The organism is Pedobacter sp. UC225_61, from assembly GCF_044452285.1.
Taxonomy (GTDB): domain Bacteria; phylum Bacteroidota; class Bacteroidia; order Sphingobacteriales; family Sphingobacteriaceae; genus Pedobacter.
The window spans coordinates 2,568,787-2,591,186 of sequence record NZ_JBIOAL010000001.1; the positions used below are offsets into that span (position 1 = coordinate 2,568,787).

Consider the following 22,400-nt stretch of genomic DNA (forward strand, 5'->3'; position numbering starts at 1 on the left):
AATGCTGGATAAAAACGGAATTGCGAAACGTATCGCAAAAGAAATAAAAGATGGTTATTATGTGAATTTGGGGATTGGTATCCCTACGTTGGTTGCTAATTATGTCCCAAGTGATATTAATATCGTTTTACAATCAGAGAATGGATTATTGGGTATGGGACCATTTCCTTTTGAAGGAGAAGAAGACCCGGATTTAATAAATGCAGGAAAACAGACTATCACAACTTTGCCAGGATCTTCAATATTCGACTCCGCAATGAGTTTTGGTATGATTAGAGCTCAAAAAATAGATTTAACAATTTTAGGCGCAATGGAAGTTTCAGAAAACGGGGATATTGCCAACTGGAAAATACCTGGTAAAATGGTTAAAGGTATGGGTGGTGCAATGGATTTAGTGGCTTCTGCTAAGAATATCATTGTGGCTATGCAACATGTAAACAAAGCAGGAGAAAGCAAATTATTACCTAATTGTACGCTGCCCTTAACAGGAATAAAGTGTATTAAGAAAATAGTGACAGAACTAGCAGTGCTTGATGTGTTGCCGGAGGGAGGATTTAAACTAATAGAAAGAGCACCAGGTGTAAGTGTAGACTTTATTAGAAATGCTACACTAGGTAAGCTTTACGCTGATGATAATGTGCCAGAAATGAGAATTGATTAATTAGATTGAAAGCCGCAGATTCGCAGATTTATCTTTACTAGGTATAAAATAATAATCTGCGAACTTGCGGTTAAATATTACGCTACTTGCAAAACTTCGCCTTTAATTCGTCCGAAATTTCTTCAGTAATTCTGATAATATCATCAGGTGTATCATTGTTATTTACCACTATTTTATTGCAATTTTCGCGATAGGGTAATAAAAATTCATTATATGCAGGCACAACGTGATTATTCCACTTGTAAAGTACATCATCTTCAGGATACCCTCTTTCCATTCCATCACGTTTAATACGACGCTCTAACGCTACTTTTTCATCGGCTTCTATAAATATGCGAAGATCTAATAGTTCAGCTATTGCTTTAAAATGAAGAATGAAAAGTCCTTCTACAATAAGAATTGGAGCAGGATTGATTTCTAAAATCTTTACTACGGCTAATGGATTGTTAAAATTGTACTCTTTCTTATAAACAACATCACCTTTAATTAATTTCTTAATGTCTATTAGAAATTGTTCGTCATCAATGGTAGATGGTAAATCGAAATTGTATAATTTATTTTCTTCTTGTGTCATTTCACCTGCTGGGATGTAATAATCATCCTGAGATAAAAGTGTGACTTCATCATTTTTAAAGTGATGTAAAAAACTATTTAGAAAAAATGTTTTACCAGAACCGCTACCACCTGCAATACCGATTATTAATGGAGTTTTATTGTTCATTTTCCTGAGCGCCGTAGGTTATATTACAAAAAAAGCGTTTATCTAAAGCACCAACAGCATCTGCTACTGCTTTTGTCATTACAATGATAACATCTTTTGTCGATTCATTCTCTGTAAATTTACCAACAACTTTTGCGAAAGTTGATCGGTTGCTCATTGGGTTAGTGATTTTAACAATAGTGCCAACTGGAGCTGTACGATGTAAAATTAGCATTTTGCTAGGATCTAAATCTTGATCTGAAATCCATACTGCCGTACCTTTTTCTTCTATTTGAGTAAGACCATATCTACTTGGTGCATATTTTAAAGAAGGATCTTTTATCGTATTTGAATTTTCTCCAACATTTTCATCTTCTATAGTTTCAGTTACTTGCTTAGCACCAATTATCTTTAATTTTTGCCCTACAGTTAACTCATTAGAAGGTAAGCCGTTCAATGTTTTAAGTTGATAAGTAGTTAACCCATATTTTTTTGCAATAGTGTAAATTGTTTCACCTGTAATAACCGTATGTTCAAAACCACCAGTTGCATTACTATTTTGTGTTTCATTAACTGGTTTTTGATAACTTTTTGGTGTTGGAGTAGGAACTACTTTTTCAACTGCTACATCAGAATTAGTAGCAATAGCTGATGGGATTTTTAACACCTGACCAATTTGTAAATTGCTTGATGAAAGTCCATTTAATCTTTTAATTTCATCAACAGTTGTACCATATTTTTCTGCCAATAAATTTAAATTTTCTTTGGGTTTAACAGCATGTTCTATCGTTGTTGAGTTATCGCTACTAGCTAATGCAGGTTTAGAAACTACGGGAGCAGTCGCAATAGCAGTTTCTTGAACAATTGTATTTCCATTTGCAGGGATTTTTAAAACTTGACCAATTTGAAGATTGATTGAAGTTAAATTATTAACTCTCTTAATTTCACTTACAGTGGTTCCATATTTTTCTGCAAGCATATTTAGGTTATCCTTTGCTTTAACCACATGCTCAATAATATCGGTATTAGTTACAGCTGTTGAGGTAGCAGTTGCTGTAAATGGAATGTTAGTTGGAACTTTAAGAATAACACCAATTTGCAAAAACTTACTGTCATTGTAAGTCATTACATCTTTATAATTTACATTGTACTTTCTAGAAATAGAGTAATAAGTTTCCTTAGCTTCAACTTTATGGATAATTAATTTTTTTCCGTTATTGTTTTCAACTCCAATCGAATCTACTTTGGTGTTAGCGTATGAGATAGAAATGCTGAGCGAAAAAGTGGCTAGTAATAGTATGTATATTTTATGCATTAATTTCTTGAAATATTTGGAACGACAATTATACGAATAATATATTTTACGTTATTAACGTATGTAAAACGATATTATGACATATCTATTGTTTAAAAATCTTAAATTTAACAAACCATTTTTAACACGGTTTGTTGTTGATACTCAAACAAAAAAACTCTAAAATAAAATACCATGGACGCAAAAGAAATCAGTTTAAATGAAAAAGAAGTAAAACCTGTAGTAGATATGCTAAATGATTATTTAGCTAATTATCATATTCATTATCAAAAGTTAAGAGGTTGCCATTGGAATGTGAAAGGCCAGAATTTTTTCACTTTACATATCAAATTCGAAGAATTATATACAAATGCTCAACTTACAATTGATGAGATTGCAGAACGTGTATTGACCTTGGGTAAACCACCTCACAGTCGTTTTTCTGATTATATTAAAGAATCAACAATTAAAGAAGTGAACACAATTGGCATGGATGACATGACCATGGTTGAAACTGTTTTGGATGATATGTCGAAATTAATTGAACTAGAAAGAGATTTATTAGAAGCAACAGATAAAGCTGGGGATGATGGCAGTAACGATATGGTAAACCGCTTTATGCAATTTAAAGAGAAAACAACGTGGATGTTGCGTTCTTTCTTAGGTAAAAAGTAATTTATAAAAAACATAATAAGCCACAGATAGGTAGAATTAAATCTGCAAATCTGTGGCTTTTTTGTGTTAGAGCTTTCTAAATATTTATCTTTGACCATGGGTTACAAAAATTTAGCCGAGTGCGTTGCAGATCTTGAAAAAAATGGACATTTAATTCGAATTAAAGAAGAAGTAGATCCATATTTAGAAATGGCGGCTATTCATTTACGTGTATATGAAAACCAAGGCCCAGCTTTATTATTTGAGAATGTAAAAGGAAGCAAATTTCCAGCAGTTTCCAATCTTTTTGGTACATTAGAGCGCTCAAAATTTATGTTTCGTGATAGCTTACCAAAAGTAGAACAGCTAGTCGCTTTACGATCAGATCCAATCAAAGCATTAAAAAATCCCATTAAATCTGCTGGTTCCGCTTTAACAGCTTTATCGGCTTTGCCTTTAAAACAATCGTTATTTAAAAATACTTTTCAAAAAACTACCATTAGCAGTTTACCTCAAATAGTAAATTGGCCAATGGATGGTGGTCCGTTTATTACTATGCCCCAAGTTTTTACTGAAGATATTGATCGGCCAGGGGTAATGCATGGTAATTTAGGGATGTATCGTATTCAATTAGCAGGTAATAAATATGTAACAGATAAAGAAATTGGTTTGCATTATCAAATTCATAGAGGTATTGGTGTTCATCAAACTAAAGCAAATGCTAAAGGGCTACCGTTAAAAGTAAGCATATTTGTAGGTGGTCCACCTTCTCATCCATTGGCAGCAGTTATGCCTTTACCAGAAGGATTGTCTGAGCTTACTTTTGCTGGTGCATTAGGCAATCGCCGATTCCGTTATTTTTATGATGATGAAGGTTTTTGTATTTCAGCCGATGCTGATTTTGTAATTACAGGTACGGTTTATCCTCAAGAAAATAAACCAGAAGGTCCATTTGGAGATCATTTAGGCTATTATAGTTTAACTCATCCATTTCCTTTAATGAAAGTACATAATGTGTATCATAAAAAAGATGCAATATGGAGCTTTACTGTAGTTGGTCGACCACCGCAAGAGGACACTAGTTTTGGTGCTTTAATTCATGAAATTACAGGTTCGGCAATTCCTCAAGAAGTTCCAGGATTAAAAGAAGTGAATGCTGTTGACGCTGCAGGTGTACACCCATTGTTGTTTGCAATTGGAAGTGAACGTTATACACCATTTTTAAAAGAACGCAAGCCACAAGAAATATTAACCATCGCAAATCATATTTTAGGGAAAAATCAGCTCAGCTTAGCAAAATATTTATTCATTGCTGCAAGAGAAGATAATGAGAATTTAAGTACAACTAATATTGCTTTATTTCTTCAGCATATGCTGGAAAGAATTGATTTAAAAAAGGATTTACATTTTTACACCAACACCACTATCGATACCTTAGATTATTCTGGAGATGGGTTAAATTCTGGTTCAAAGATCGTTTTTGCGGCTGCTGGTGCCAAGAAAAGAAATTTATTAGAAAAATTACCAGCTGATTTTAGTTTACCGGAAGGAAATACAAACTATAAGATAGTTATGCCGGGTATTTTAGCTGTAACAGGAAATAAATATGAAAACGGAATAGCAAGTAAACAAGAAATAAATATCCTAAAGGAACATCTCAAATCACAAAATCTTTCTGATTTACCGCTACTAGTTTTATGTGATGATGCTGAATTTACTGCCGCCAACATTAACAATTTGGTTTGGGTAACTTTTACAAGAAGCAATCCAGCTTCAGACATAGATGGTGTAAATGATTTCACGATAAATAAACATTGGGGATGCGAAGGGCCATTGATTATAGATGCTCGTAAAAAACCTCATCATGCACCAGAATTAATTAAAGATCCTGAAATTGAAAAGCTGGTAGATAAACTAGCAGAAAAGGGTAGTTCTTTATATGGGATTATTTACTAAACAAAAAGCCATCTAGCATTACCTAAATGGCTTTTTTATTGAATTGAATTTCTCTTAAAATCTCAAGCCTATAGTTAATAAAACGTTGTTTTTTGTGTTTTTAACAGCTGCAAGAGGTTCACTCGCATTATTTAATGTGTAAGGACTAAAACTATTTTCAACTTCTACTCTTTGATAAGCTAAGTCGATGTAATAGTTGTTTACACGATATCCTAAACCACCACTGTACATTTTAGTATCGAAAAAGCCATCGTTATCACTTTTATATGGGCTTCCATTTAGGCCATAACCAGCTCTTAAACTTATATTATTAAGTTTATATTCTGCTCCAACTCTATAATTAACGGCACTTTTATAATTATTTCTAACGTCAGTATTGTTATCACTAATCAAGCCTCTATCAGCGCTATTATCAGTAGAGAATCGAATGCTTGCGTAATCAACAAAGTCAACATCAGCAGAAATAATAGCTTGTCCACCAATAATATAGCTTGCACCAAAAGATCCCTTTAATGGTGTACGTAAGTTGTAGGTGAAATCATACGTTTTACTTGCAGTAGTTCCTCTAATTGTTCCTCTATTATCAAGACCTTCGGTATAAGTATCATCAATAATAAACCATGTTGGACTTTGTATTGTTGCCCCTAATCTAAGTCCCTCTGCTGCTCTAAAAATTACTCCTAATCGACCATTTACTCCTGAGCCTTTTGTTGTTTGGCTTTGGTTAAATAACAATTTATAATTAATATTAGCTCCAGTTAAATTACCACCAGCATCATATTCTCTAGCTTTTCCACTTTCTTCATATTGGGCATCACTATTATATTTTAAATCAACTAGGCCAATACTAGCACCAATATAAAATTGATTTGATACGTTCACTGCTCCTGAAAAATTAAATTCAGAAATAGAACCACTTCTTACTTCATTTTTGCGTTGCATATTTGGGCTAGCTGTTTCTGCAAAAGTTTCAGGGTAGTAATTATTTGCAGGACTATCATAGCTAATCAAATAATTATCATATGCCATTCTTTCTAAACTCCCGGTTGCTAAATTATTAGGCGTTGTACTTCCGCCAAGTTCAGCAAAGTAATCTGCTATTGAATTTTTATTGTTAGATCCACCGTAATTTAATTCTCCACTATAATCGTTGGTTCTATTGTATCCTAATCCAAATACAGCACTAATTAATCCTTTTTTAGTATCCTGTCCTTTTTGTTTGTAAGCTGGCATGAAAAATACAGCGCCAATTTGATTTACATTTAATTCACTTTTGTCTGTATTGGTATTTTGACCAAGGTAATTTGCATTCATACCAGTTTGATTAAACTCTGGTGTTAAGCTAAACTCAGATTTAGTAAATAAACCCAACCCTGCAGGATTTCCACCTAAAGAGCTTATATCTCCACCAACGCCAACTTGAGCATTACCCATTGCTTTAAAACGAGCCGTACTTCCATAGTTTGTTTGAGAAAAACGAAGCGCATCGCTCGCATATTGAGCGTAGGTATTACTGGTGGTAGCTACTATAGCTACCACTAACAGTGTTATAATTTTTTTCATGTGTTCAGTTAATTTAGATTATCTACCCCCACCTCTTGTTGGTCTACCACCGCCACCACTGCTTCCGCCGCCAGAGCTTTCAGATCTACCACCACTACTTGATGGAGGTGGAGAGCTTTGTTGTGGAGGAGGGTTGTAAGTTGGTTCAGGTCTAGAAGGCGCTTCGCTAGTTCTAGTTGGTCTAGCTGATGATTCTGTACTTCTGCTAGGTCTACCATCACTTGTGCTGCTTGGACGAGTAGTACTTCCATTATTTGTTGGATTATACATTTCGGATCTGCTTCTTGTAACTGTAGTATTGTTTCCACTATTTGCTCTAGTAGGTGGGCCAACTTGATTTCCACCACCATAATAGCCACTTCCATTTCCTCTTCCTACGCCGTTTTCACTTCCTCGGCTTGGTCTAGCACCATAATTTGGACTATTGTTGTTTCTGCCCGCATAATAACCGCCACCGTAGTAACCGCCAGCGTAACCACCATAATACCCTGTGCCATAGTAGTTATAGTTTGAATATATTCCCCAATATGGATTATAATATGGGCTTCCAAAATAGCTGTAATAATATGGGCTATACCAATTATTATAACCATAATTAAAGCCACCATAATAGCCGTAAGGGCTATAATAAGAACTGTAACCGTAATAATTGTAATATGGATCGTAATATGGTCTATAAGGATTTCCGTAATAAAATCTATCTATACGAGAAGAATAATCCATGTCATAGTATGGATCTGTTTTTCCGTAATAGTCGCTTGTTGTATTGTCTTTTTGTGTACTTTGAACTGGCTCAGAAACTTTGTATTCCTTAGCTTGTGCAGTTGTGTTGTACACATCATCCTGAATGGCATTGTTTTGTGCCAATTTAGGAGTAGAGCAGGAGGTAACCAACAAGGCAGTTACCGCTAGCATACCGGTGAGTAAATGATTAGGTTTCATGATATGTGTGTTTTGTTTGTGTGTGCAATCAAATTGTAGCTATAAATTTATAGCTTTGTAAACGATATTACAAGAAATTTAACACAAAAAACGTTCCAAATAGTTATGAGTAAAGGTATTACAAGCAAAAATGACGATTATTCTCAGTGGTATAACGATATTGTTATAAAAGCCGACTTAGCCGAGCATTCATCGGTTAAAGGATGTATGGTAATTAAGCCATATGGTTATTCAATTTGGGAGAAAATGCAGGCGGTTTTAGATCAGAAATTTAAAGATACTGGCCATAGCAATGCTTACTTTCCTTTGTTTATTCCTAAATCATATTTTTCTAAAGAAGCAGCACATGTTGAAGGTTTTGCAACCGAATGCGCAGTTGTCACTCATTATCGTTTAAAGAATGATGGTAATGGTAATATCATTGTAGATGAAACGGCGAAACTTGAAGAAGAATTAATAGTTCGTCCAACTTCTGAAACGATTATTTGGAATACTTACAGAGGCTGGATTGAATCATATCGCGATTTACCTTTGTTAATTAATCAATGGGCAAACGTGGTACGTTGGGAAATGAGAACTCGCTTGTTTTTACGTACTACTGAGTTTTTATGGCAAGAGGGACATACCGCACACGCTACTTCACAAGAGGCTATTGAGGAAACGGAGAGAATGCTAGATGTATATGCTGATTTTGCAGAAAACTGGATGGCTGTACCCGTTGTAAAAGGTAAAAAAACACCAACAGAACGTTTTGCAGGTGCTTTAGATACCTATTGTATTGAAGCGTTAATGCAAGATGGAAAAGCATTACAAGCAGGAACATCTCACTTTTTAGGTCAAAATTTTGCTAAAGCATTTGATGTAAAATTTACCAATAAAGAAGGAAAATTAGAGCACGTTTGGGCAACATCTTGGGGAGTTTCAACACGTTTAATGGGAGCCTTAGTAATGGCACATAGTGATGATGCTGGTTTGGTGTTACCTCCAAAATTAGCACCAATTCAAGTAGTTATTGTGCCTATTTATAAAGGAGATGAAGATTTAGCTAAAATATCAACCTTTGTTCATGAACTTACTTCTAAATTAAAAGGATTAGGTATTTCGGTAAAATACGACAGCAGAGATAGTCAGCGACCAGGGTTTAAGTTTGCAGAATACGAGTTAAAAGGAGTTCCAGTTCGTTTGGCAATTGGTGGTAGAGATATGGAAAATAAAACAGTAGAATTAGCTCGTAGAGATACGAAGGAAAAATTCACAGTGCCACAAGAAGGATTAGATATTTACATTTCAAAGCTATTGGAAGAAATTCAGGAGAATATTTACAATAGAGCTCATCAGTTTAGAGAAGAACACATTACAGAAGCAAATTCTTATCAGGAGTTTAAAGAATTATTAGATACAAAGACAGGTTTTATTTCTGCACATTGGGATGGAACAGCAGAGACTGAAAAGCAAATTAAAGAGGAAACTAAAGCAACTATTAGATGTATTCCTTTAAACAATAAGCAAGAAGATGGTGTTTGTATCTTGACTGGTAAACCATCTACACAAAGAGTGTTGTTTGCAAGAGCGTATTAAAAACATTTTATGCAGGACGAAAATTATAGAGAAATACTTGGTAAACTAGAAAGTAAAGCCTCCTTAAAACAGGCAATTTACCGAAGTACAGCTGAAGTTTTTGGTTTGACTAAAACCATTCTTTCTAAAATTGCAGCAAAACTACATAACGATTATACCCATAAAGATCCTTCTGTGGAAGTAAATTATCGAGAGAATAACCAGTTTGAAGCGCAATTGAAATTCTCTGGAGATATGCTAATGTTATCTATGCACAGCAATGTGTTTAATTTTGATGAAGGCCATTCTATTTTTCAAACTAGTTACGTGAAAGCGGATGAAAGCTTGAGCTACTGTGGTGTAATCTATATTCATAATTTTTTAGCAGATTCTATTAAATACAATCGCTTGGCAGATGAGGGATCTTTGATTGCTCGTATCTTAGTAAATAAAGAAAAGCACTTTATGGTAGAAGGAGATGGAGCATTAGGGTTTTTATATGAAGATTTTGAAGCTAATCTACTAACGGAAGAAAAGTTAACGGATATTTTAGAAAGATCAATTCTTTTGTGTTTAAATACAGATTTATTGCTTCCCCCATTTGCACAGATTAAAGATGTAACCTTACATCAAAAACAAACATTAGTAGCCGCGAGTGGATATCCAACAGGAAAACGCTTAGGTTATTTATTTAACTCAGAAATACAGCAAAACAATATATAGACATGAAATTTGCAACAAAAGCTATCCATGCTGGTCAAGAGCCAGATCCAACAACTGGTGCAGTAATGACACCAATTTATCAGACTTCTACTTACTGGCAAAAGTCACCAGGTGAGCATAAGGGTTACGAGTATTCGAGAGGTACAAACCCAACACGTAAGGCTTTAGAAGATTGTTTAGCTGCGCTGGAAAACTGTAAGTACGGATTAGCATTTAGCAGTGGAATGGGCGCTACTGATGCAGTGTTACGCTTATTAAAGCCTGGCGATGAAGTGATTACAGGTAATGATTTATACGGAGGTTCATATCGTATTTTCACAAAAGTATATGAGAAGTATGGCATTAAATTTCACTTTCTAGATTTATCTAAACCAGAAAATATCATTCCTTATATTAACGAGAATACCAAATTGGTTTGGATAGAAACCCCTACAAACCCCACTATGCGTATTATTGATATAGAGGGTGTAGCTAAAATCACCAAAAAGAACAATATATTACTAACAGTTGATAATACTTTTGCTTCGCCATATTTACAAAATCCAATTGATTTAGGTGCCGATATCGTAATGCATTCGGTTACAAAATACATTGGTGGTCACTCTGATGTGGTGATGGGTGCATTACTTACCAATAACGAGCAATTGTACAAAGATTTATTCTTTGTATATAATGCGTGTGGCGCAACACCAGGTCCACAAGATGCTTTTCTAGTTTTAAGAGGAATTAAAACCTTGCATTTACGCATGAAAGCACATTGTGAAAATGGAGAGAAGATAGCTCATTATCTGAAAAAACATCCTAAAATTGATAAAATTTATTGGCCAGGTTTCGAAGATCATCCTAATCACGATGTCGCTAAAAAACAAATGCGTGGTTTTGGAGGAATGGTTTCAATTACGTTAAAAGATGCAGATTTAAAGGAAACATTCAGAGTAGCATCTCGTTTTAAAGTGTTTTCATTAGCAGAATCTTTAGGTGGAGTAGAATCATTAATTAATCATCCAGTAAGCATGACGCATGGTTCTATCCCAAAAGAAGAACGTGAAAAAGTAGGTGTGACTGATAATTTATTGCGTTTAAGTGTAGGAGTAGAGGATATTGACGATTTGTTAGCCGATTTAGATCAAGCACTTTCGTAAGCCGTCACCCTGAATTTATTTCAGGGTCTGTTAAATTAGTAATATTAGAAAGATGCTGAACTAAATCCAGCATGACGAATGAATCATAAAATGGAATTTAACGAGTTAAAGGATTTTTTAGATTTTAAAGTTGATCAATATAACCGGCCAAACTTTATAACAAACGATCCAATTTCTATTCCACATCAGTATTCCAAGAAGCAAGATATTGAAATTGCCGCATTCTTTGCGGCAATTTTAGCTTGGGGTCAACGTAAAACCATTATTAATAAGTGCAATGAACTTTTTTTAAGAATGGATAACCAACCGTATCAGTTTATGTTAAATCATAGCGATACGGACCTAAAAAGATTGCTAGGTTTTAAACATCGCACTTTTAACGATACAGATTTATTGTATTTTGTTTCTTTTTTTAAATACCATTACTCACAATCCAATAGTTTAGAAACGGCTTTTTTACCTCAACAAACTATTAATCCAAATTATTTACCAGAAATAAGCAATACCGATGTAGAGTTATATTCGTCTTCATGTATGTTAACGGAATTTACGATTGACGGTTTTACAGCAGAAAAAGCCTTAAATCATTTTAGAGCTTATTTTTTTAGCTTACCTGATTTCCCACTACGAACCATTAAACACATTTCTTCGCCATTGCAAAAATCTACATGTAAACGTTTAAATATGTTTTTAAGATGGATGGTCCGTAAAGATAAGTGTGGTGTAGATTTCGGAATTTGGAATACAATTCCCACTTCAGAATTAATTTGCCCATGCGATGTCCATGTAGATAGAGTAGCAAGAAGATTAGGTTTAATTAATCGAAAACAAACCGATTGGCAAACTGCTGTAGAACTTACGGCTAAGCTTAAGGAATTCAATGTAAACGACCCTGTGAAATATGATTTTGCACTTTTTGGTTTAGGGGTTGAAGAGAAGTTTTAGTAAGCATTAACAAATTAAGTATATAAACTTAATTCTCTCCTTGCCTTAATGTTTCAATCTTTTTTAATTTAGCGTATGGTAAACTTTAAAGCAGAAATAGAAAAATTTGATGCCATGGGCGAAAAAACGGGTTGGAGTTACGTCTTTGTACCTCAAGCAATTGCCGATCAAATTAAACCAAATGAAAAAAGAAGTTTTAGAGTAAAGGGAACACTAGATAACGTTGAAGTAAGCGGAATTGGTTTATTACCAATGGGCGAAGGAGATTTTATTATTGCATTAAAAACATCCTTAAGAAAACAATTAAAAAAAGAAGCAGGTGCTGTAGTAGAATTAAAGTTAAGCTTTGATGCTGATTTTAAAATTGAAATGCCAGATGACCTTGAAATTTGTTTTGCAGATGAAGAAGCCTTACTTCAACAATTTTTATCCATGCCAAAATCCCATCAGAATTATTTTATCAATTGGCTAAATACAGCTAAAACTGAGACCACTCGAACGAAACGAATTGTAATGATTGTAAATGCAATGGCTAAGAAATACAATTTCGGAGAAATGATACGGGCGACGAAAAACGATCAACGCTTATAAGTACGAAACCAACTATTTATTTTCATTTGTATCACACCTAAAAAGGCTTCTCTAAAAATACGAGTACTCATTTTCGATGTTCCTTCAGTTCTATCCGTAAAAATAATAGGAACTTCCACTACGTTAAAACCGTATTTGATGGCGGTAAATTTCATCTCAATTTGGAAAGCATAACCCACAAATTTGATTTTATCCATTGGAATGGTTTCCAATACTTTACGACGATAGCACTTGAAACCTGCAGTCGCATCTTGTATAGTAATTCCTGTAATAAATCGCACATATATAGAAGCAAAGTACGACATTAAAACTCTACCCATTGGCCAATTAACTACATTTACACCCTTCACATATCTTGATCCGATGGCTAAATCAGCACCATTTACACAAGCTTCATGTAGTCTGATAAGATCTTTTGGATTATGAGAAAAATCGGCATCCATCTCGAAAACATATTCATATGCTCTCTCTAACGCCCATTTAAACCCATGAATATAAGCTGTACCCAAACCAAGTTTGCCTGCACGTTGTTCTAGATGTAATTGGGTTGGGAATTCTAATTGTAGTCCCTTTACAATATCTGCAGTTCCATCTGGAGATCCGTCATCTATAATCAATAAATCAAAAACATAATCTAAAGAAAAAACTTTACGAATAATTTTTTCAATGTTTTCTTTTTCGTTATACGTTGGAATAATGACTAAGCTATCGGACACTGGTAATTTTAGATTTTAGAACTGCAATTTGATTTGGCGAAATTAGCTATTAAAAACTAAAAGCCCGAAATTCTTTACGGGCTTTTAGTTAAATCATGTTAAATTCTATTAATGAACACCATGCATCCATTTTTTTAATATTGGATTTAACAAGAATAAAATTAGTCCTGCTATTATTGGGATTACAGTTAATATCACAAAGAAAATAGATATTGAATATTGTGCATTAATTTTATCAATTAATCCGCTAGTTACGCCTGCTAATTTGTTACCAATAGCAGTACAAGTAAACCAAACCCCAAACATTAGTCCAACTAGCCTAGCTGGTGTCAATTTACTCACGTAAGATAATCCAACTGGAGATACACAAAGTTCGCCAACAGTGTGGAAGAAATATGCAAAGATTAACCAAAACATGCTTACTTGAGCAAAATTTGCTCCTTTAGGGATATTCATACCTCCGTAGGCAAGGCCAGCAAAACCTAAACCAACAAAAATTAACCCAAAACCAAATTTGATTGGTCCACTGGGATTAAATTTAGTTTCCCATAATTTAGAAAAGAAAGGCGCTAACGAGACGATAAAGAAAGAGTTCAAAATACCGAACCATGAGGCAGGAACTTCAGTATTTATCGCGGTAAATTCTTTTTGAACTTTCCAAATAGCTAAACCCCAGATAATAACAAAACTAATTGCAGTAAATAATATTGTTAATGGATATTTAGTTGATATTTTTTTGGCGAGAGCAATTAGTACAATCGAAACAGCAATTAACGGGAAGATAGTAAGTATGGCATCAACCCACTTAAAAATTATTGCTGGGTTTCCAGATAAAATCCTTAAAGTGTAATCCTTTGCAAAGATGGTCATTGATCCACCTGCTTGCTCAAATATCATCCAAAAGAAAATAGTAAAAATTGATAGAATTCCAACTACCCATAATCTTTGATTAATCGCTTTTTTAGGTAAAGTTTCATTCTGGTCTGATTTATCGTTTTGTGCCTGCGTGGTTTTGCCACCTAATTTACCAAATAGCTTTTGTGCGAAATAAAACTGCAACATGCCAAAGAACATAAAAACTCCTGCCAATCCGAAGCCCCAATGCCAACCTACTTTTTCACCAACATAACCACACATTAAAATTCCCAAGAAAGCACCAGAGTTAATGCCCATGTAGAAAATGGTATATGCTGCGTCTTTTTTATCGCTAATTGCAGGGTAGAGTTGACCAACAATAGAAGAGATATTTGGTTTAAATAATCCATTACCTGTAATTAATAATACTAGACCGATATAGAAAAAATTTTGACTCACACCTTCCAAAGCCATAGAGGCATGTCCTAAGGTCATAATCAGGGCACCTAGTATAATTGCCTTTTTATATCCAGTTACTTTGTCGGCAATGTAGCCCCCTAAAATAGGTGTTAGATATACCAATCCAGTGTACCATCCATATAAAGATGAAGCATCTTCTCTAGACCATGCCCATCCGTTTTTACTTGCTTCACTAACCAAAAAAAGCACCAATAGTGCTCGCATGCCATAATAACTAAATCTTTCCCACATTTCGGTAAAGAAGAGCACAAATAGTCCGACAGGATGGTTAATAATTTTTTGTGTTTCTACACCGTTTTCTTGTAGGTGTAAATCAAGTGCCTGATCTTGGCTTAGGCTAGTTGTTTTATTTGCCATCTTAAACGTTTAAATTGTATAGTTTTTTAATTTGTGTGTAATTTTCAATTTGCAAGATAAGTACATGTACGCATAGTAACAAATTTTAAAATGCGCTAAATATAGCCTTAGTGAATAGATTTTGTAACAATAGTAGATGCTTTTACTGGTTTCCCATAAAAATCGTCATTTGGAGAAGGATCATTTTTTAATTCTACATCCTCAACCAATGATAATTTGCCCCAAGTTAACTTATATCCATCAAAACTTAAGTCAGAACCATAATACTCAAAATTATTAATCATTTTAGAGTCGTATGGAGCTAAATGATCAAATACAATCATGTTGGTTTTTGCATCAACCGTTAAAGTCATGGAGTTAAGCTTGTTGTATTCAAAAACAACTCTGTTTTTTAACGCACCGTTTTTAACTGTTTCGAAAATGTTCTTTCCAAAAACGGCTTCATTCTTATCAAAAGATAACACTTCAATCACTTTTTTGGTCGTTTTCTGATCATTTCCTTTCCAACCTAAAAGGATAAAATAAGGCTGTTTTCCATTCACAATCACAGGAATCATTTCGTAATAACGTGCACCAAACCAATTTTTTCCATTGGTAATAGCGTTTGGATCGGCAATAGTAGGGGTGCCGTCTGCTAATGGAATTAAATTTAAACTTCCATTGGTTGTTCCGAGCTGAATGGTACCATAATAACGATAAGTACCTTGGTCAGTCGGAACAAACCAAGTAATAATGCGAAAAGAATTGTCTGGAGATTTTAAGATAGAAACACGTTTTAAAGAATCAAAGTTGTACTTAAATGAGTTATTAACTTTTAACGCCACAACTAGTTTTTTAACAAACTGTGCATTCTTTTCAAAACGAGTAAGGTCGTCTTTAGCTGCAAAAGTAGCTTCGCTTAGCACAACTAGGGAATCTTGGTAAACATCTAATGTTGGATTATTGTTCAGATTGTAGGTGTGTTGTGCGCTTGATTTTGAACACCACACACTTACCAAAACGAAGAGGAATAGATGACCTATAAAAGCTTTAAGCATAGTTTGTTAACGCAAGTTTTCGATAACTATTGCACTAGCACCGCCGCCGCCATTACAAATACCAGCAACGCCAATTTTACCTTTATTTTGATTTAAAACTGAAAGTAAGGTAACCACTATTCTAGCACCGGAAGCACCTAGTGGATGACCAATAGCAACTGCACCGCCATTTACATTTACAGTATCTTCTTTTAAGCCCATTTCTTGATTATTAGCTAAAGAAACCACAGCAAACGCCTCATTAATCTCGAAGTAATCAACATCTGCGACAGTTAAATTAGCTCTGCTCAGTGCTAAAGGAATTGCTTTAGATGGGGCAGTGGTAAACCATTCTGGAGCTTGTTGTGCATCAGCGTAAGCTAAAATTTTAGCTAGCGGTTTAATCCCCATTTCTTTAGCTTTATCTGCACTCATTAAAACTAAAGCTGCAGCACCATCATTTAAAGTCGATGCATTTGCAGCCGTAACTGTTCCATCTTTTTTAAATACAGGTTTTAAGCTAGGTATTTTATCAAATTTTACAGCAAAAGGTTCTTCATCGTTACTAAATAAAGTGATATCACCTTTACGATCTTTTAGTTCTACTGGAATAATTTCATCGCTGAATTTGCCCGTTGCTTGAGCTGCCTGTGCCTTTTTGTACGATTCTGTGGCAAAGTTATCTTGTGCTTCCCGAGTAATGTTACAGGTTTCGGCACACAGTTCTGCTGCAGAACCCATGTGATAGTCATTATAAACATCCCACAAACCATCTTTTATCAAGCCATCAGTTAGCTGACCATGGCCCAAGCGATAGCCATTACGAGCTTTATCTAAATAGTATGGTACATTACTCATGCTTTCCATACCCCCAGCTACAACAATATTATTTTGTCCAAGGGCTATACTTTGTGCGGCTAACATAATAGCTTTCGTACCCGATGCGCAAACTTTATTAATGGTAGTGGCAGGTAAATCTGGTAAGCCTGCAAATTTTGCGGCTTGTGTGGCTGGTGCTTGCCCTAAATTTGCAGATAGCACATTGCCCATATAAACTTCTTGAATATTCTCTGGTTTTAAACCTGCTTTTTCTACAGCTGCTTTGATGGCGAAGCCACCTAATTGGGTTGCAGAGAAACTGGCTAATGAGCCGCCAAAACTGCCAACAGGCGTTCTGATTGCAGCTACAATCACTACATCTTTCATATGATATTTTTTAATATTTGGTGGCGCAATTTAGGTATTTGACCCCGAATTTTTGCATGAAAAATTGCTTTTTACTTAGTAGAAATGGTTTTTGTGATGTAAACCTGACCGATAACGTAATGCCTCATCTTCAAAGAACTGAAATGATGAAGGATTTTAGCTTAGGGAACTTATGCGATATAAGAAGAACATGCTATTTATTTCAGCACCATCATAATGATCTTCCACAGTTCCAAAGAGTGTAGGGCCGACAGGAACGGCGGGCCATGCGTAAGCCCAGAGCGTGGAAGCATCGTTCCTGACTTGATCTTTTGCATACTTTTCCATCAAGGGAAAAGTTTGATGCCACCGCGGCAAAGAGTGGAACGATGAAGGATATTTCGGCAGGTGGGACACTAGCCAATAGTGACAGAGTTTTAACTTAAGAAACTTGATGAGATAAGAAGAGCTTGCTACTTGTTTCAGCACGATCAAATTGATTTTGCACAGTCCAAAGAGCGTAGGACAGACAGCAACGGCGTGCCATGGGTTAGCCTAGAGCGTGGAAGCTTCGTTCCTGTCTTGATCTTTTGCATAATTCCCATCAAGGGGAATTTTGATGCCCCCGCGGCAAAGAGCGGACAATTAAGTGTTTTAACTATTTTTCATTCAGAAAACACGTTATTTAAGAACTGATATTGTTACTCTTCAGAACTTGGTTTTTTACCTTTAACTTTCTTCTTTGCCTTAATAGCTTCGCTCAATAAGTATTCAATTTGTCCATTCGTACTACGAAATTCATTAGCCGCCCATTGCTCTATTTCCTTCAATAAAGCTTGATTTATTCTTAACACAAATGCTTTTTTATCTTTCTCTGACATCGCTTTCTATAGCTCCTATGTGGTATTGATGTTTTAAATTAATGAGAAAAAGTGCTAGCTCCTCTGGATTAGTGATGCTAAAAAGTAACTTTTTGTTAGTGCTCAATTCTAATTGTAAACCTGTGGTGTTGTCGTTAAAAATATAGGCTTTATCGTTAAATTTAAACCACAGGCGATGTTTAACTCCCCATCCACCATATTCGCCTAATGCATCGTATTTTCGAAGGTAAATTTTAGTGATTTTAGTCCAAGAGATATCTCTTTTTTTTGTAAATGGCCAATATTGATACCTCAGTCCACATTGATCGATGACTAGGGTAAGCGAGTTTTTAGTAATGAAATAAATAAGGACATGAGGCAATAACAAAGCCCAAATAGGAGCGAAATAACTTGCTTTTAAATCATGTAAAGTTATTCCGCCCTTATCTAAAAATAAAATACTTCCAACTATAATGGTTTCTATACCCAATAGCACATATAACCACCATAATTTTAACTTTTGTACTTCTTTAAATTCCATTAATTGTATAATGTACCAGTGTTTACAACAGGTTGCACATGTCTATCTCCGCAAAGCACCACTAAAAGATTGCTTACCATTGCAGCTTTACGCTCTTCGTCTAATTCTACAATACCTTTTTGCGATAATTTTTCTAAAGCCATTTCCACCATACCAACTGCACCCTCAACAATTAATCGTCTAGCTGCAATAACGGCTGTTGCTTGTTGACGCTGTAACATCGCACTTGCAATTTCTTGTGCATAGGCTAAGTGAGAAATACGGGCTTCAATTACTTCAATTCCAGCTCTAGAAAGACGCTCATTTAATTCTTCCTCTAAAAGCACACTTACTTTTTCAGCACCATCTTTTAAGGTAATCTCTGCACTTTCGTCTTCCATATTGTCGTATGCAAAGCTATTCGCTAAATGTCGAACTGCAGCTTCGCTTTGTATGTTAACATATTGCAAGTAATTTTCTACAGCAAAAGTAGCTTTGGCAGTTTCTTTAACTTGCCATACAATTACGGCTGCAATTTCTATCGGATTACCCATTTTGTCATTCACTTTCAATTGCTGTCCGTTTAAGTTACGAGCACGAAGTGATAATTTACTTTTAGAGGTGAAAGGATTTACCCAAAAGAAACCATCAGATTTCACTGTGCCAACATATTGCCCAAATAGGGTTAGTACCTTTGATTCGTTAGGGTTCACAATAATTAATCCTGGCATAACCAGCAAAAAATCAAGTGTTAAAATGATACTGCCAAAAACAAAACTTTCTGCTGCAAAACAAAATATCGCAGTTGCTAATAGTCCTAAAAATAAAACTAATGCTAAATACCCAGATGGTGGGTTAATGATTTTTTCTTGATACATGATTGATATTAATTTGATATCATAAAGTGAAACATAATAGTTGATATAAACAAATAAAATCGTGAAAATATTTAGGGTAAATCAATCTCGCTCAAAGGCTAATAAAACATTTATAAGCTATTGAAAAAAAATAATCTTAATTTTGGGTAAATCAATCTGTACTATTTTGGCCAAAATCAGAAAAAATCCTAAAGTACTTTATCGTAAATATTCATCTAACATTAAATATGTGATGATGGTGGTGTGCGTTTTCGTCATTACATTGTACCTACCCAAACAACCGCGATTTAGATATGAATTTGAGAAGGGTAAAACGTGGATGAATAAAGATTTAATTTCTCCTTTTAGTTTTGCCATTTTAAAAACTTCCCCTCAGGTAGTAACAGATAAAAAAGAGGCATTGAATAATGTTTTGCCCATTTATAAATACGATGAAGATGTTTTTAAAGGACAAAGTGATGCCTTTTTAAATGAATTTGATGTAAAATGGAAGTCTAATGCCTTTGCAGAAAACGAAAAGGAAGGTGCCAAACAAACTGCTTATAAAATGCTAGAGTTTGTGTACAAGAAGGGTATCATCGGATTAACGGCTAAACATCAAAAAGATGGAAAACATTATGATTTTTCATTGCTGACCAATAATGTTGCTGTAAAAAGTAATTCTCAAGACGTTTTCACAACAGAAAGTGCATTAGATTTTTTTAAAAACAACTATAAGTCAATTAATTCAAGAGTTAAAGATGCAGTAATAGATTTGGTCGAAAGTCATTTAAAACCTAATATAATTTTTGATGAAGAATTAACATTAACCGTTCAAAACAGTACCATCAATAGTCTTTCCACCACAAAGGGTATGGTACAAAAAGGAGAATTGATCGTTGCAAAAGGAAGTATTATTGACGATGAAGTGTATCAAAAACTCTTGTCTTATAAGGATGCCTATGAGGCCCAAACCAAAAGCATAGGTGACAATAGATTAGTTTATTTAGGTCAAGTATTGTTAGTGGGCTTTATCATTACCTTACTCATGGTATTTCTGTTTTTATTCAGAAAAGATATTTTCGCGGATAACCGTCAACTTTCATTGATTTTACTGGTCATTACCTCCATGCTCCTGGCGCTTACCTGGGCCATTAAAGTCAATTTACCGAGCTTATACTATATTCCTTTTTGTATTGTTCCAATAATCATCAGGATATTATTTGATACCCGTTTAGCACTCAATTTGCACTTGCTAGTCATCCTAATCGCAGGGTTTTTTGTTCCCAACAGCTTTGAATTTGTGTTTTATCAAACTACGGCGGGTATGGTTGCGATCTATAGCATTAAAAATCTAATTAAGAGAGAACAATTATTAATGTCTGCCTCGTTTATTTTGGCAGCTTATTTTGTTTCTTTTGTAGGTATTGCATTGTTAAGAGAAGGTTCATTTAAACAAATAGAATGGATGAATTTCTTACCATTCATCTTTAGTGTGTTGCTTTCATTATTGGCATATCCATTAATTTATGCATTTGAACGCGTATTCGGAATTACATCAGATGTTGCCCTGATAGAACTGACCAATACCAATAATAAATTATTGAGAGAGCTCGCATTCAAAGCACCAGGAACATTCCAACACTCGCTACAAGTGGCTAATCTTGCAGAAGCAGCTATTTTTAAGATTGGGGGGAATTCATTGTTGGTAAGGGCAGGGGCTTTGTATCACGATATCGGTAAAATGGAAAATCCACAGTACTTTATCGAAAATCAGAATACATCAACTAGCCCCCACGATAAATTGCCGTATGAACAAAGCGCTCAAATTATCATTAAGCATGTGCATAAAGGGATTGAGATTACTCGTAAACATAAATTACCAGAGAATGTGATAGATTTTATTAGAACGCATCATGGCAATACACGAGTAGATTATTTTTATCAATCCTTTTTAAAGAATTCACCAGAGAAATTTGTGGATGAGAATATTTTCCGTTACCCAGGGCCAATTCCTTTTTCTAAGGAAACAGGAGTTTTAATGTTGGCAGATTCGGTAGAAGCAGCGTCAAGAAGTTTAAAAAATCCAGATGCTCAAAGCATAAATGACTTGGTTGAAAGGATAATTAACTACAAACTGGAGCAAGATCAATTAGATAATTGCGATTTAACATTAAAAGATTTAGAAACTATAAAGCTGATATTCAAGACAATGCTCATGAGCATTTATCATGTGAGGATAGATTATTTACAAACAACGTAATTTTTTTTTGTAAACATCAATGAATTGCTATATTTGCAACCTCAAAACGGATATTTTGATAATCGGAGGGATGCCTGAGTGGCCGAAAGGAACAGTTTGCTAAACTGTCGTACTGGCAACGGTACCGAGGGTTCGAATCCCTCTTCCTCCGCACAAATTTAAAAGTCAAATGAATCGGTTTTAAAATTTTAAAACCGTTACTTTGCAATCCCTTCGCAAAAGGGTCAATAACAAAGGTGATACTAGTTTTTCGGGGTGTAGCGTAGCCCGGTATCGCGCCTGCTTTGGGAGCAGGAGGTCGTAGGTTCGAATCCTGCCACCCCGACAAAAAGTATGATTCCACTTTCAAAAAAGGGTCAACAAAAGGTGATACCAAGTTCGGGATGTAGCGTAGCCCGGTATCGCGCCTGCTTTGGGAGCAGGAGGTCGTAGGTTCGAATCCTGCCATCCCGACACACAGAAGCCCTCTTGATGCAAATCGAGAGGGCTTTTTGTTTTCAAGACGCGAAAGCCAAAACCTTTTTATATGTAACTTTGCAAGAGCTACTCCTTTTTTCCTAACC

Annotated in this window: 20 protein-coding genes and 3 tRNA genes; 12 read left to right on the forward strand and 11 right to left on the reverse strand. The window is 35.0% G+C overall.

All coding sequences use genetic code 11. From position 1 onward, the window contains the following. The first annotated feature begins 1 nt into the window (after position 1). Positions 2 to 661, forward strand: a complete 660-nt coding sequence (locus ACHMWN_RS11810) for a 3-oxoacid CoA-transferase subunit B (RefSeq protein ID WP_397301220.1) — start codon at positions 2 to 4, stop codon at positions 659 to 661. Positions 662 to 743: 82 nt separating this feature from the next. Here the strand turns inward: ACHMWN_RS11810 and ACHMWN_RS11815 are convergent, their stop codons facing one another. Both ACHMWN_RS11815 and ACHMWN_RS11820 read right to left on the reverse strand, forming a co-directional pair. Then, entirely contained in the window at positions 744 to 1,382 is a 639-nt protein-coding gene (locus tag ACHMWN_RS11815) for a uridine kinase (RefSeq protein ID WP_397301223.1), read from the reverse strand. Continuing rightward, positions 1,372 to 2,676 (reverse strand): LysM peptidoglycan-binding domain-containing protein, encoded by a 1,305-nt coding sequence (locus ACHMWN_RS11820; RefSeq protein WP_397301226.1) that lies wholly within the window; start codon positions 2,674 to 2,676, stop codon positions 1,372 to 1,374. The genes ACHMWN_RS11815 and ACHMWN_RS11820 overlap by 11 nt, the downstream gene beginning before the upstream one ends. 174 nt (positions 2,677 to 2,850) lie before the next feature. On the opposite strand from ACHMWN_RS11820, the gene ACHMWN_RS11825 reads away from it, so the two are divergent. Both ACHMWN_RS11825 and ACHMWN_RS11830 read left to right on the forward strand, forming a co-directional pair. Continuing rightward, positions 2,851 to 3,330: a Dps family protein gene (locus ACHMWN_RS11825; RefSeq protein ID WP_397301228.1), complete on the forward strand. Its 480-nt coding sequence runs from the start codon at positions 2,851 to 2,853 to the stop codon at positions 3,328 to 3,330. 96 nt (positions 3,331 to 3,426) lie between these two features. Continuing rightward, positions 3,427 to 5,265: a UbiD family decarboxylase gene (locus ACHMWN_RS11830; protein ID WP_397301231.1), complete on the forward strand. Its 1,839-nt coding sequence runs from the start codon at positions 3,427 to 3,429 to the stop codon at positions 5,263 to 5,265. 54 nt (positions 5,266 to 5,319) lie between these two features. Here ACHMWN_RS11830 and ACHMWN_RS11835 read toward each other — a convergent pair whose 3' ends face one another. After that, a complete protein-coding gene (locus ACHMWN_RS11835) occupies positions 5,320 to 6,828 on the reverse strand; it encodes an OmpP1/FadL family transporter (RefSeq protein ID WP_397301234.1) in 1,509 nt (502 codons plus the stop codon). An 18-nt stretch (positions 6,829 to 6,846) separates the two neighbouring features. Next, positions 6,847 to 7,770, reverse strand: a complete 924-nt coding sequence (locus ACHMWN_RS11840; protein ID WP_397301237.1) for a hypothetical protein — start codon at positions 7,768 to 7,770, stop codon at positions 6,847 to 6,849. A 105-nt stretch (positions 7,771 to 7,875) separates the two neighbouring features. Between ACHMWN_RS11840 and proS the strand changes: the two genes are divergently transcribed. From proS to ACHMWN_RS11865, 5 genes are all read left to right on the forward strand, one after another. After that, positions 7,876 to 9,348 (forward strand): proline--tRNA ligase, encoded by a 1,473-nt coding sequence (gene proS / locus ACHMWN_RS11845; RefSeq protein WP_397301239.1) that lies wholly within the window; start codon positions 7,876 to 7,878, stop codon positions 9,346 to 9,348. Positions 9,349 to 9,357: 9 nt separating this feature from the next. Beyond that, complete coding sequence (locus tag ACHMWN_RS11850) at positions 9,358 to 10,050, forward strand: hypothetical protein (RefSeq protein ID WP_397301242.1); 693 nt, start codon at positions 9,358 to 9,360, stop codon at positions 10,048 to 10,050. A 2-nt stretch (positions 10,051 to 10,052) separates the two neighbouring features. Further along, the gene (locus ACHMWN_RS11855; RefSeq protein ID WP_397301244.1) at positions 10,053 to 11,192 is read left to right on the forward strand and encodes a cystathionine gamma-synthase; all 1,140 of its coding nucleotides are present in this window, start codon (positions 10,053 to 10,055) and stop codon (positions 11,190 to 11,192) included. A gap of 90 nt (positions 11,193 to 11,282) precedes the next feature. Beyond that, positions 11,283 to 12,137, forward strand: a complete 855-nt coding sequence (locus tag ACHMWN_RS11860) for a TIGR02757 family protein (RefSeq protein WP_397303582.1) — start codon at positions 11,283 to 11,285, stop codon at positions 12,135 to 12,137. A 75-nt stretch (positions 12,138 to 12,212) separates the two neighbouring features. Further along, positions 12,213 to 12,728, forward strand: coding sequence for a YdeI/OmpD-associated family protein (locus tag ACHMWN_RS11865; protein ID WP_397301247.1), 516 nt, complete (start codon positions 12,213 to 12,215; stop codon positions 12,726 to 12,728). On the opposite strand, the gene ACHMWN_RS11870 is transcribed toward ACHMWN_RS11865, so the two are convergent. The 7 genes from ACHMWN_RS11870 to ACHMWN_RS11900 all read right to left on the reverse strand — a co-directional run bounded on the left by ACHMWN_RS11870 (position 12,716) and on the right by ACHMWN_RS11900 (position 19,595). Continuing rightward, positions 12,716 to 13,444, reverse strand: a complete 729-nt coding sequence (locus ACHMWN_RS11870; protein WP_397301250.1) for a polyprenol monophosphomannose synthase — start codon at positions 13,442 to 13,444, stop codon at positions 12,716 to 12,718. The genes ACHMWN_RS11865 and ACHMWN_RS11870 overlap by 13 nt on opposite strands. Before the next feature lie 108 nt (positions 13,445 to 13,552). Then, positions 13,553 to 15,136 carry a peptide MFS transporter gene (locus ACHMWN_RS11875; protein ID WP_397301252.1) on the reverse strand — a complete coding sequence of 528 codons (1,584 nt, stop codon included), beginning with the start codon at positions 15,134 to 15,136 and terminating at the stop codon, positions 13,553 to 13,555. A 107-nt stretch (positions 15,137 to 15,243) separates the two neighbouring features. After that, positions 15,244 to 16,173: a hypothetical protein gene (locus ACHMWN_RS11880; RefSeq protein ID WP_397301255.1), complete on the reverse strand. Its 930-nt coding sequence runs from the start codon at positions 16,171 to 16,173 to the stop codon at positions 15,244 to 15,246. Positions 16,174 to 16,179: 6 nt separating this feature from the next. After that, on the reverse strand, positions 16,180 to 17,358 hold the full coding sequence (locus ACHMWN_RS11885) for an acetyl-CoA C-acyltransferase (protein WP_397301258.1): 1,179 nt from the start codon (positions 17,356 to 17,358) through the stop codon (positions 16,180 to 16,182). 680 nt (positions 17,359 to 18,038) lie between these two features. Then, positions 18,039 to 18,218 (reverse strand): Arc family DNA binding domain-containing protein, encoded by a 180-nt coding sequence (locus ACHMWN_RS11890; RefSeq protein WP_397301261.1) that lies wholly within the window; start codon positions 18,216 to 18,218, stop codon positions 18,039 to 18,041. Further along, entirely contained in the window at positions 18,202 to 18,738 is a 537-nt protein-coding gene (locus ACHMWN_RS11895) for a hypothetical protein (RefSeq protein ID WP_397301263.1), read from the reverse strand. Before ACHMWN_RS11895 ends, ACHMWN_RS11890 begins: the two co-directional genes overlap by 17 nt. Then, positions 18,738 to 19,595 (reverse strand): SPFH domain-containing protein, encoded by an 858-nt coding sequence (locus ACHMWN_RS11900; RefSeq protein ID WP_397301266.1) that lies wholly within the window; start codon positions 19,593 to 19,595, stop codon positions 18,738 to 18,740. The genes ACHMWN_RS11895 and ACHMWN_RS11900 overlap by 1 nt, the downstream gene beginning before the upstream one ends. Positions 19,596 to 19,830: 235 nt before the next feature. Here ACHMWN_RS11900 and ACHMWN_RS11905 point away from each other — a divergent pair, with 235 nt between their 5' ends. The 4 genes from ACHMWN_RS11905 (at position 19,831) to ACHMWN_RS11920 (ending at position 22,290) form a co-directional block, all read left to right on the forward strand. Next, on the forward strand, positions 19,831 to 21,837 hold the full coding sequence (locus ACHMWN_RS11905; RefSeq protein ID WP_397303585.1) for an HD family phosphohydrolase: 2,007 nt from the start codon (positions 19,831 to 19,833) through the stop codon (positions 21,835 to 21,837). Positions 21,838 to 21,901: 64 nt separating this feature from the next. Then, a tRNA-Ser gene (locus tag ACHMWN_RS11910) sits at positions 21,902 to 21,988 on the forward strand. 100 nt (positions 21,989 to 22,088) lie between these two features. Next, a tRNA-Pro gene (locus ACHMWN_RS11915) sits at positions 22,089 to 22,162 on the forward strand. A gap of 54 nt (positions 22,163 to 22,216) precedes the next feature. Beyond that, positions 22,217 to 22,290: transfer RNA gene (locus ACHMWN_RS11920), tRNA-Pro, on the forward strand. The last annotated feature ends 110 nt before the right edge of the window (positions 22,291 to 22,400 follow it).

What these genes read in the sequence shown, in the direction of transcription:
- ACHMWN_RS11810 (WP_397301220.1), top strand. Translation starts at nt 2, where the DNA reads ATGCTGGATAAAAACGGAATTGCGAAACGTATCGCAAAAGAAATAAAA.
- ACHMWN_RS11815 (WP_397301223.1), bottom strand. Translation starts at nt 1,382, where the DNA reads ATGAACAATAAAACTCCATTAATAATCGGTATTGCAGGTGGTAGCGGT.
- ACHMWN_RS11820 (WP_397301226.1), bottom strand. Translation starts at nt 2,676, where the DNA reads ATGCATAAAATATACATACTATTACTAGCCACTTTTTCGCTCAGCATT.
- ACHMWN_RS11825 (WP_397301228.1), top strand. Translation starts at nt 2,851, where the DNA reads ATGGACGCAAAAGAAATCAGTTTAAATGAAAAAGAAGTAAAACCTGTA.
- ACHMWN_RS11830 (WP_397301231.1), top strand. Translation starts at nt 3,427, where the DNA reads ATGGGTTACAAAAATTTAGCCGAGTGCGTTGCAGATCTTGAAAAAAAT.
- ACHMWN_RS11835 (WP_397301234.1), bottom strand. Translation starts at nt 6,828, where the DNA reads ATGAAAAAAATTATAACACTGTTAGTGGTAGCTATAGTAGCTACCACC.
- ACHMWN_RS11840 (WP_397301237.1), bottom strand. Translation starts at nt 7,770, where the DNA reads ATGAAACCTAATCATTTACTCACCGGTATGCTAGCGGTAACTGCCTTG.
- proS (WP_397301239.1), top strand. Translation starts at nt 7,876, where the DNA reads ATGAGTAAAGGTATTACAAGCAAAAATGACGATTATTCTCAGTGGTAT.
- ACHMWN_RS11850 (WP_397301242.1), top strand. Translation starts at nt 9,358, where the DNA reads ATGCAGGACGAAAATTATAGAGAAATACTTGGTAAACTAGAAAGTAAA.
- ACHMWN_RS11855 (WP_397301244.1), top strand. Translation starts at nt 10,053, where the DNA reads ATGAAATTTGCAACAAAAGCTATCCATGCTGGTCAAGAGCCAGATCCA.
- ACHMWN_RS11860 (WP_397303582.1), top strand. Translation starts at nt 11,283, where the DNA reads ATGGAATTTAACGAGTTAAAGGATTTTTTAGATTTTAAAGTTGATCAA.
- ACHMWN_RS11865 (WP_397301247.1), top strand. Translation starts at nt 12,213, where the DNA reads ATGGTAAACTTTAAAGCAGAAATAGAAAAATTTGATGCCATGGGCGAA.
- ACHMWN_RS11875 (WP_397301252.1), bottom strand. Translation starts at nt 15,136, where the DNA reads ATGGCAAATAAAACAACTAGCCTAAGCCAAGATCAGGCACTTGATTTA.
- ACHMWN_RS11880 (WP_397301255.1), bottom strand. Translation starts at nt 16,173, where the DNA reads ATGCTTAAAGCTTTTATAGGTCATCTATTCCTCTTCGTTTTGGTAAGT.
- ACHMWN_RS11885 (WP_397301258.1), bottom strand. Translation starts at nt 17,358, where the DNA reads ATGAAAGATGTAGTGATTGTAGCTGCAATCAGAACGCCTGTTGGCAGT.
- ACHMWN_RS11890 (WP_397301261.1), bottom strand. Translation starts at nt 18,218, where the DNA reads ATGTCAGAGAAAGATAAAAAAGCATTTGTGTTAAGAATAAATCAAGCT.
- ACHMWN_RS11895 (WP_397301263.1), bottom strand. Translation starts at nt 18,738, where the DNA reads ATGGAATTTAAAGAAGTACAAAAGTTAAAATTATGGTGGTTATATGTG.
- ACHMWN_RS11900 (WP_397301266.1), bottom strand. Translation starts at nt 19,595, where the DNA reads ATGTATCAAGAAAAAATCATTAACCCACCATCTGGGTATTTAGCATTA.
- ACHMWN_RS11905 (WP_397303585.1), top strand. Translation starts at nt 19,831, where the DNA reads ATGGTGGTGTGCGTTTTCGTCATTACATTGTACCTACCCAAACAACCG.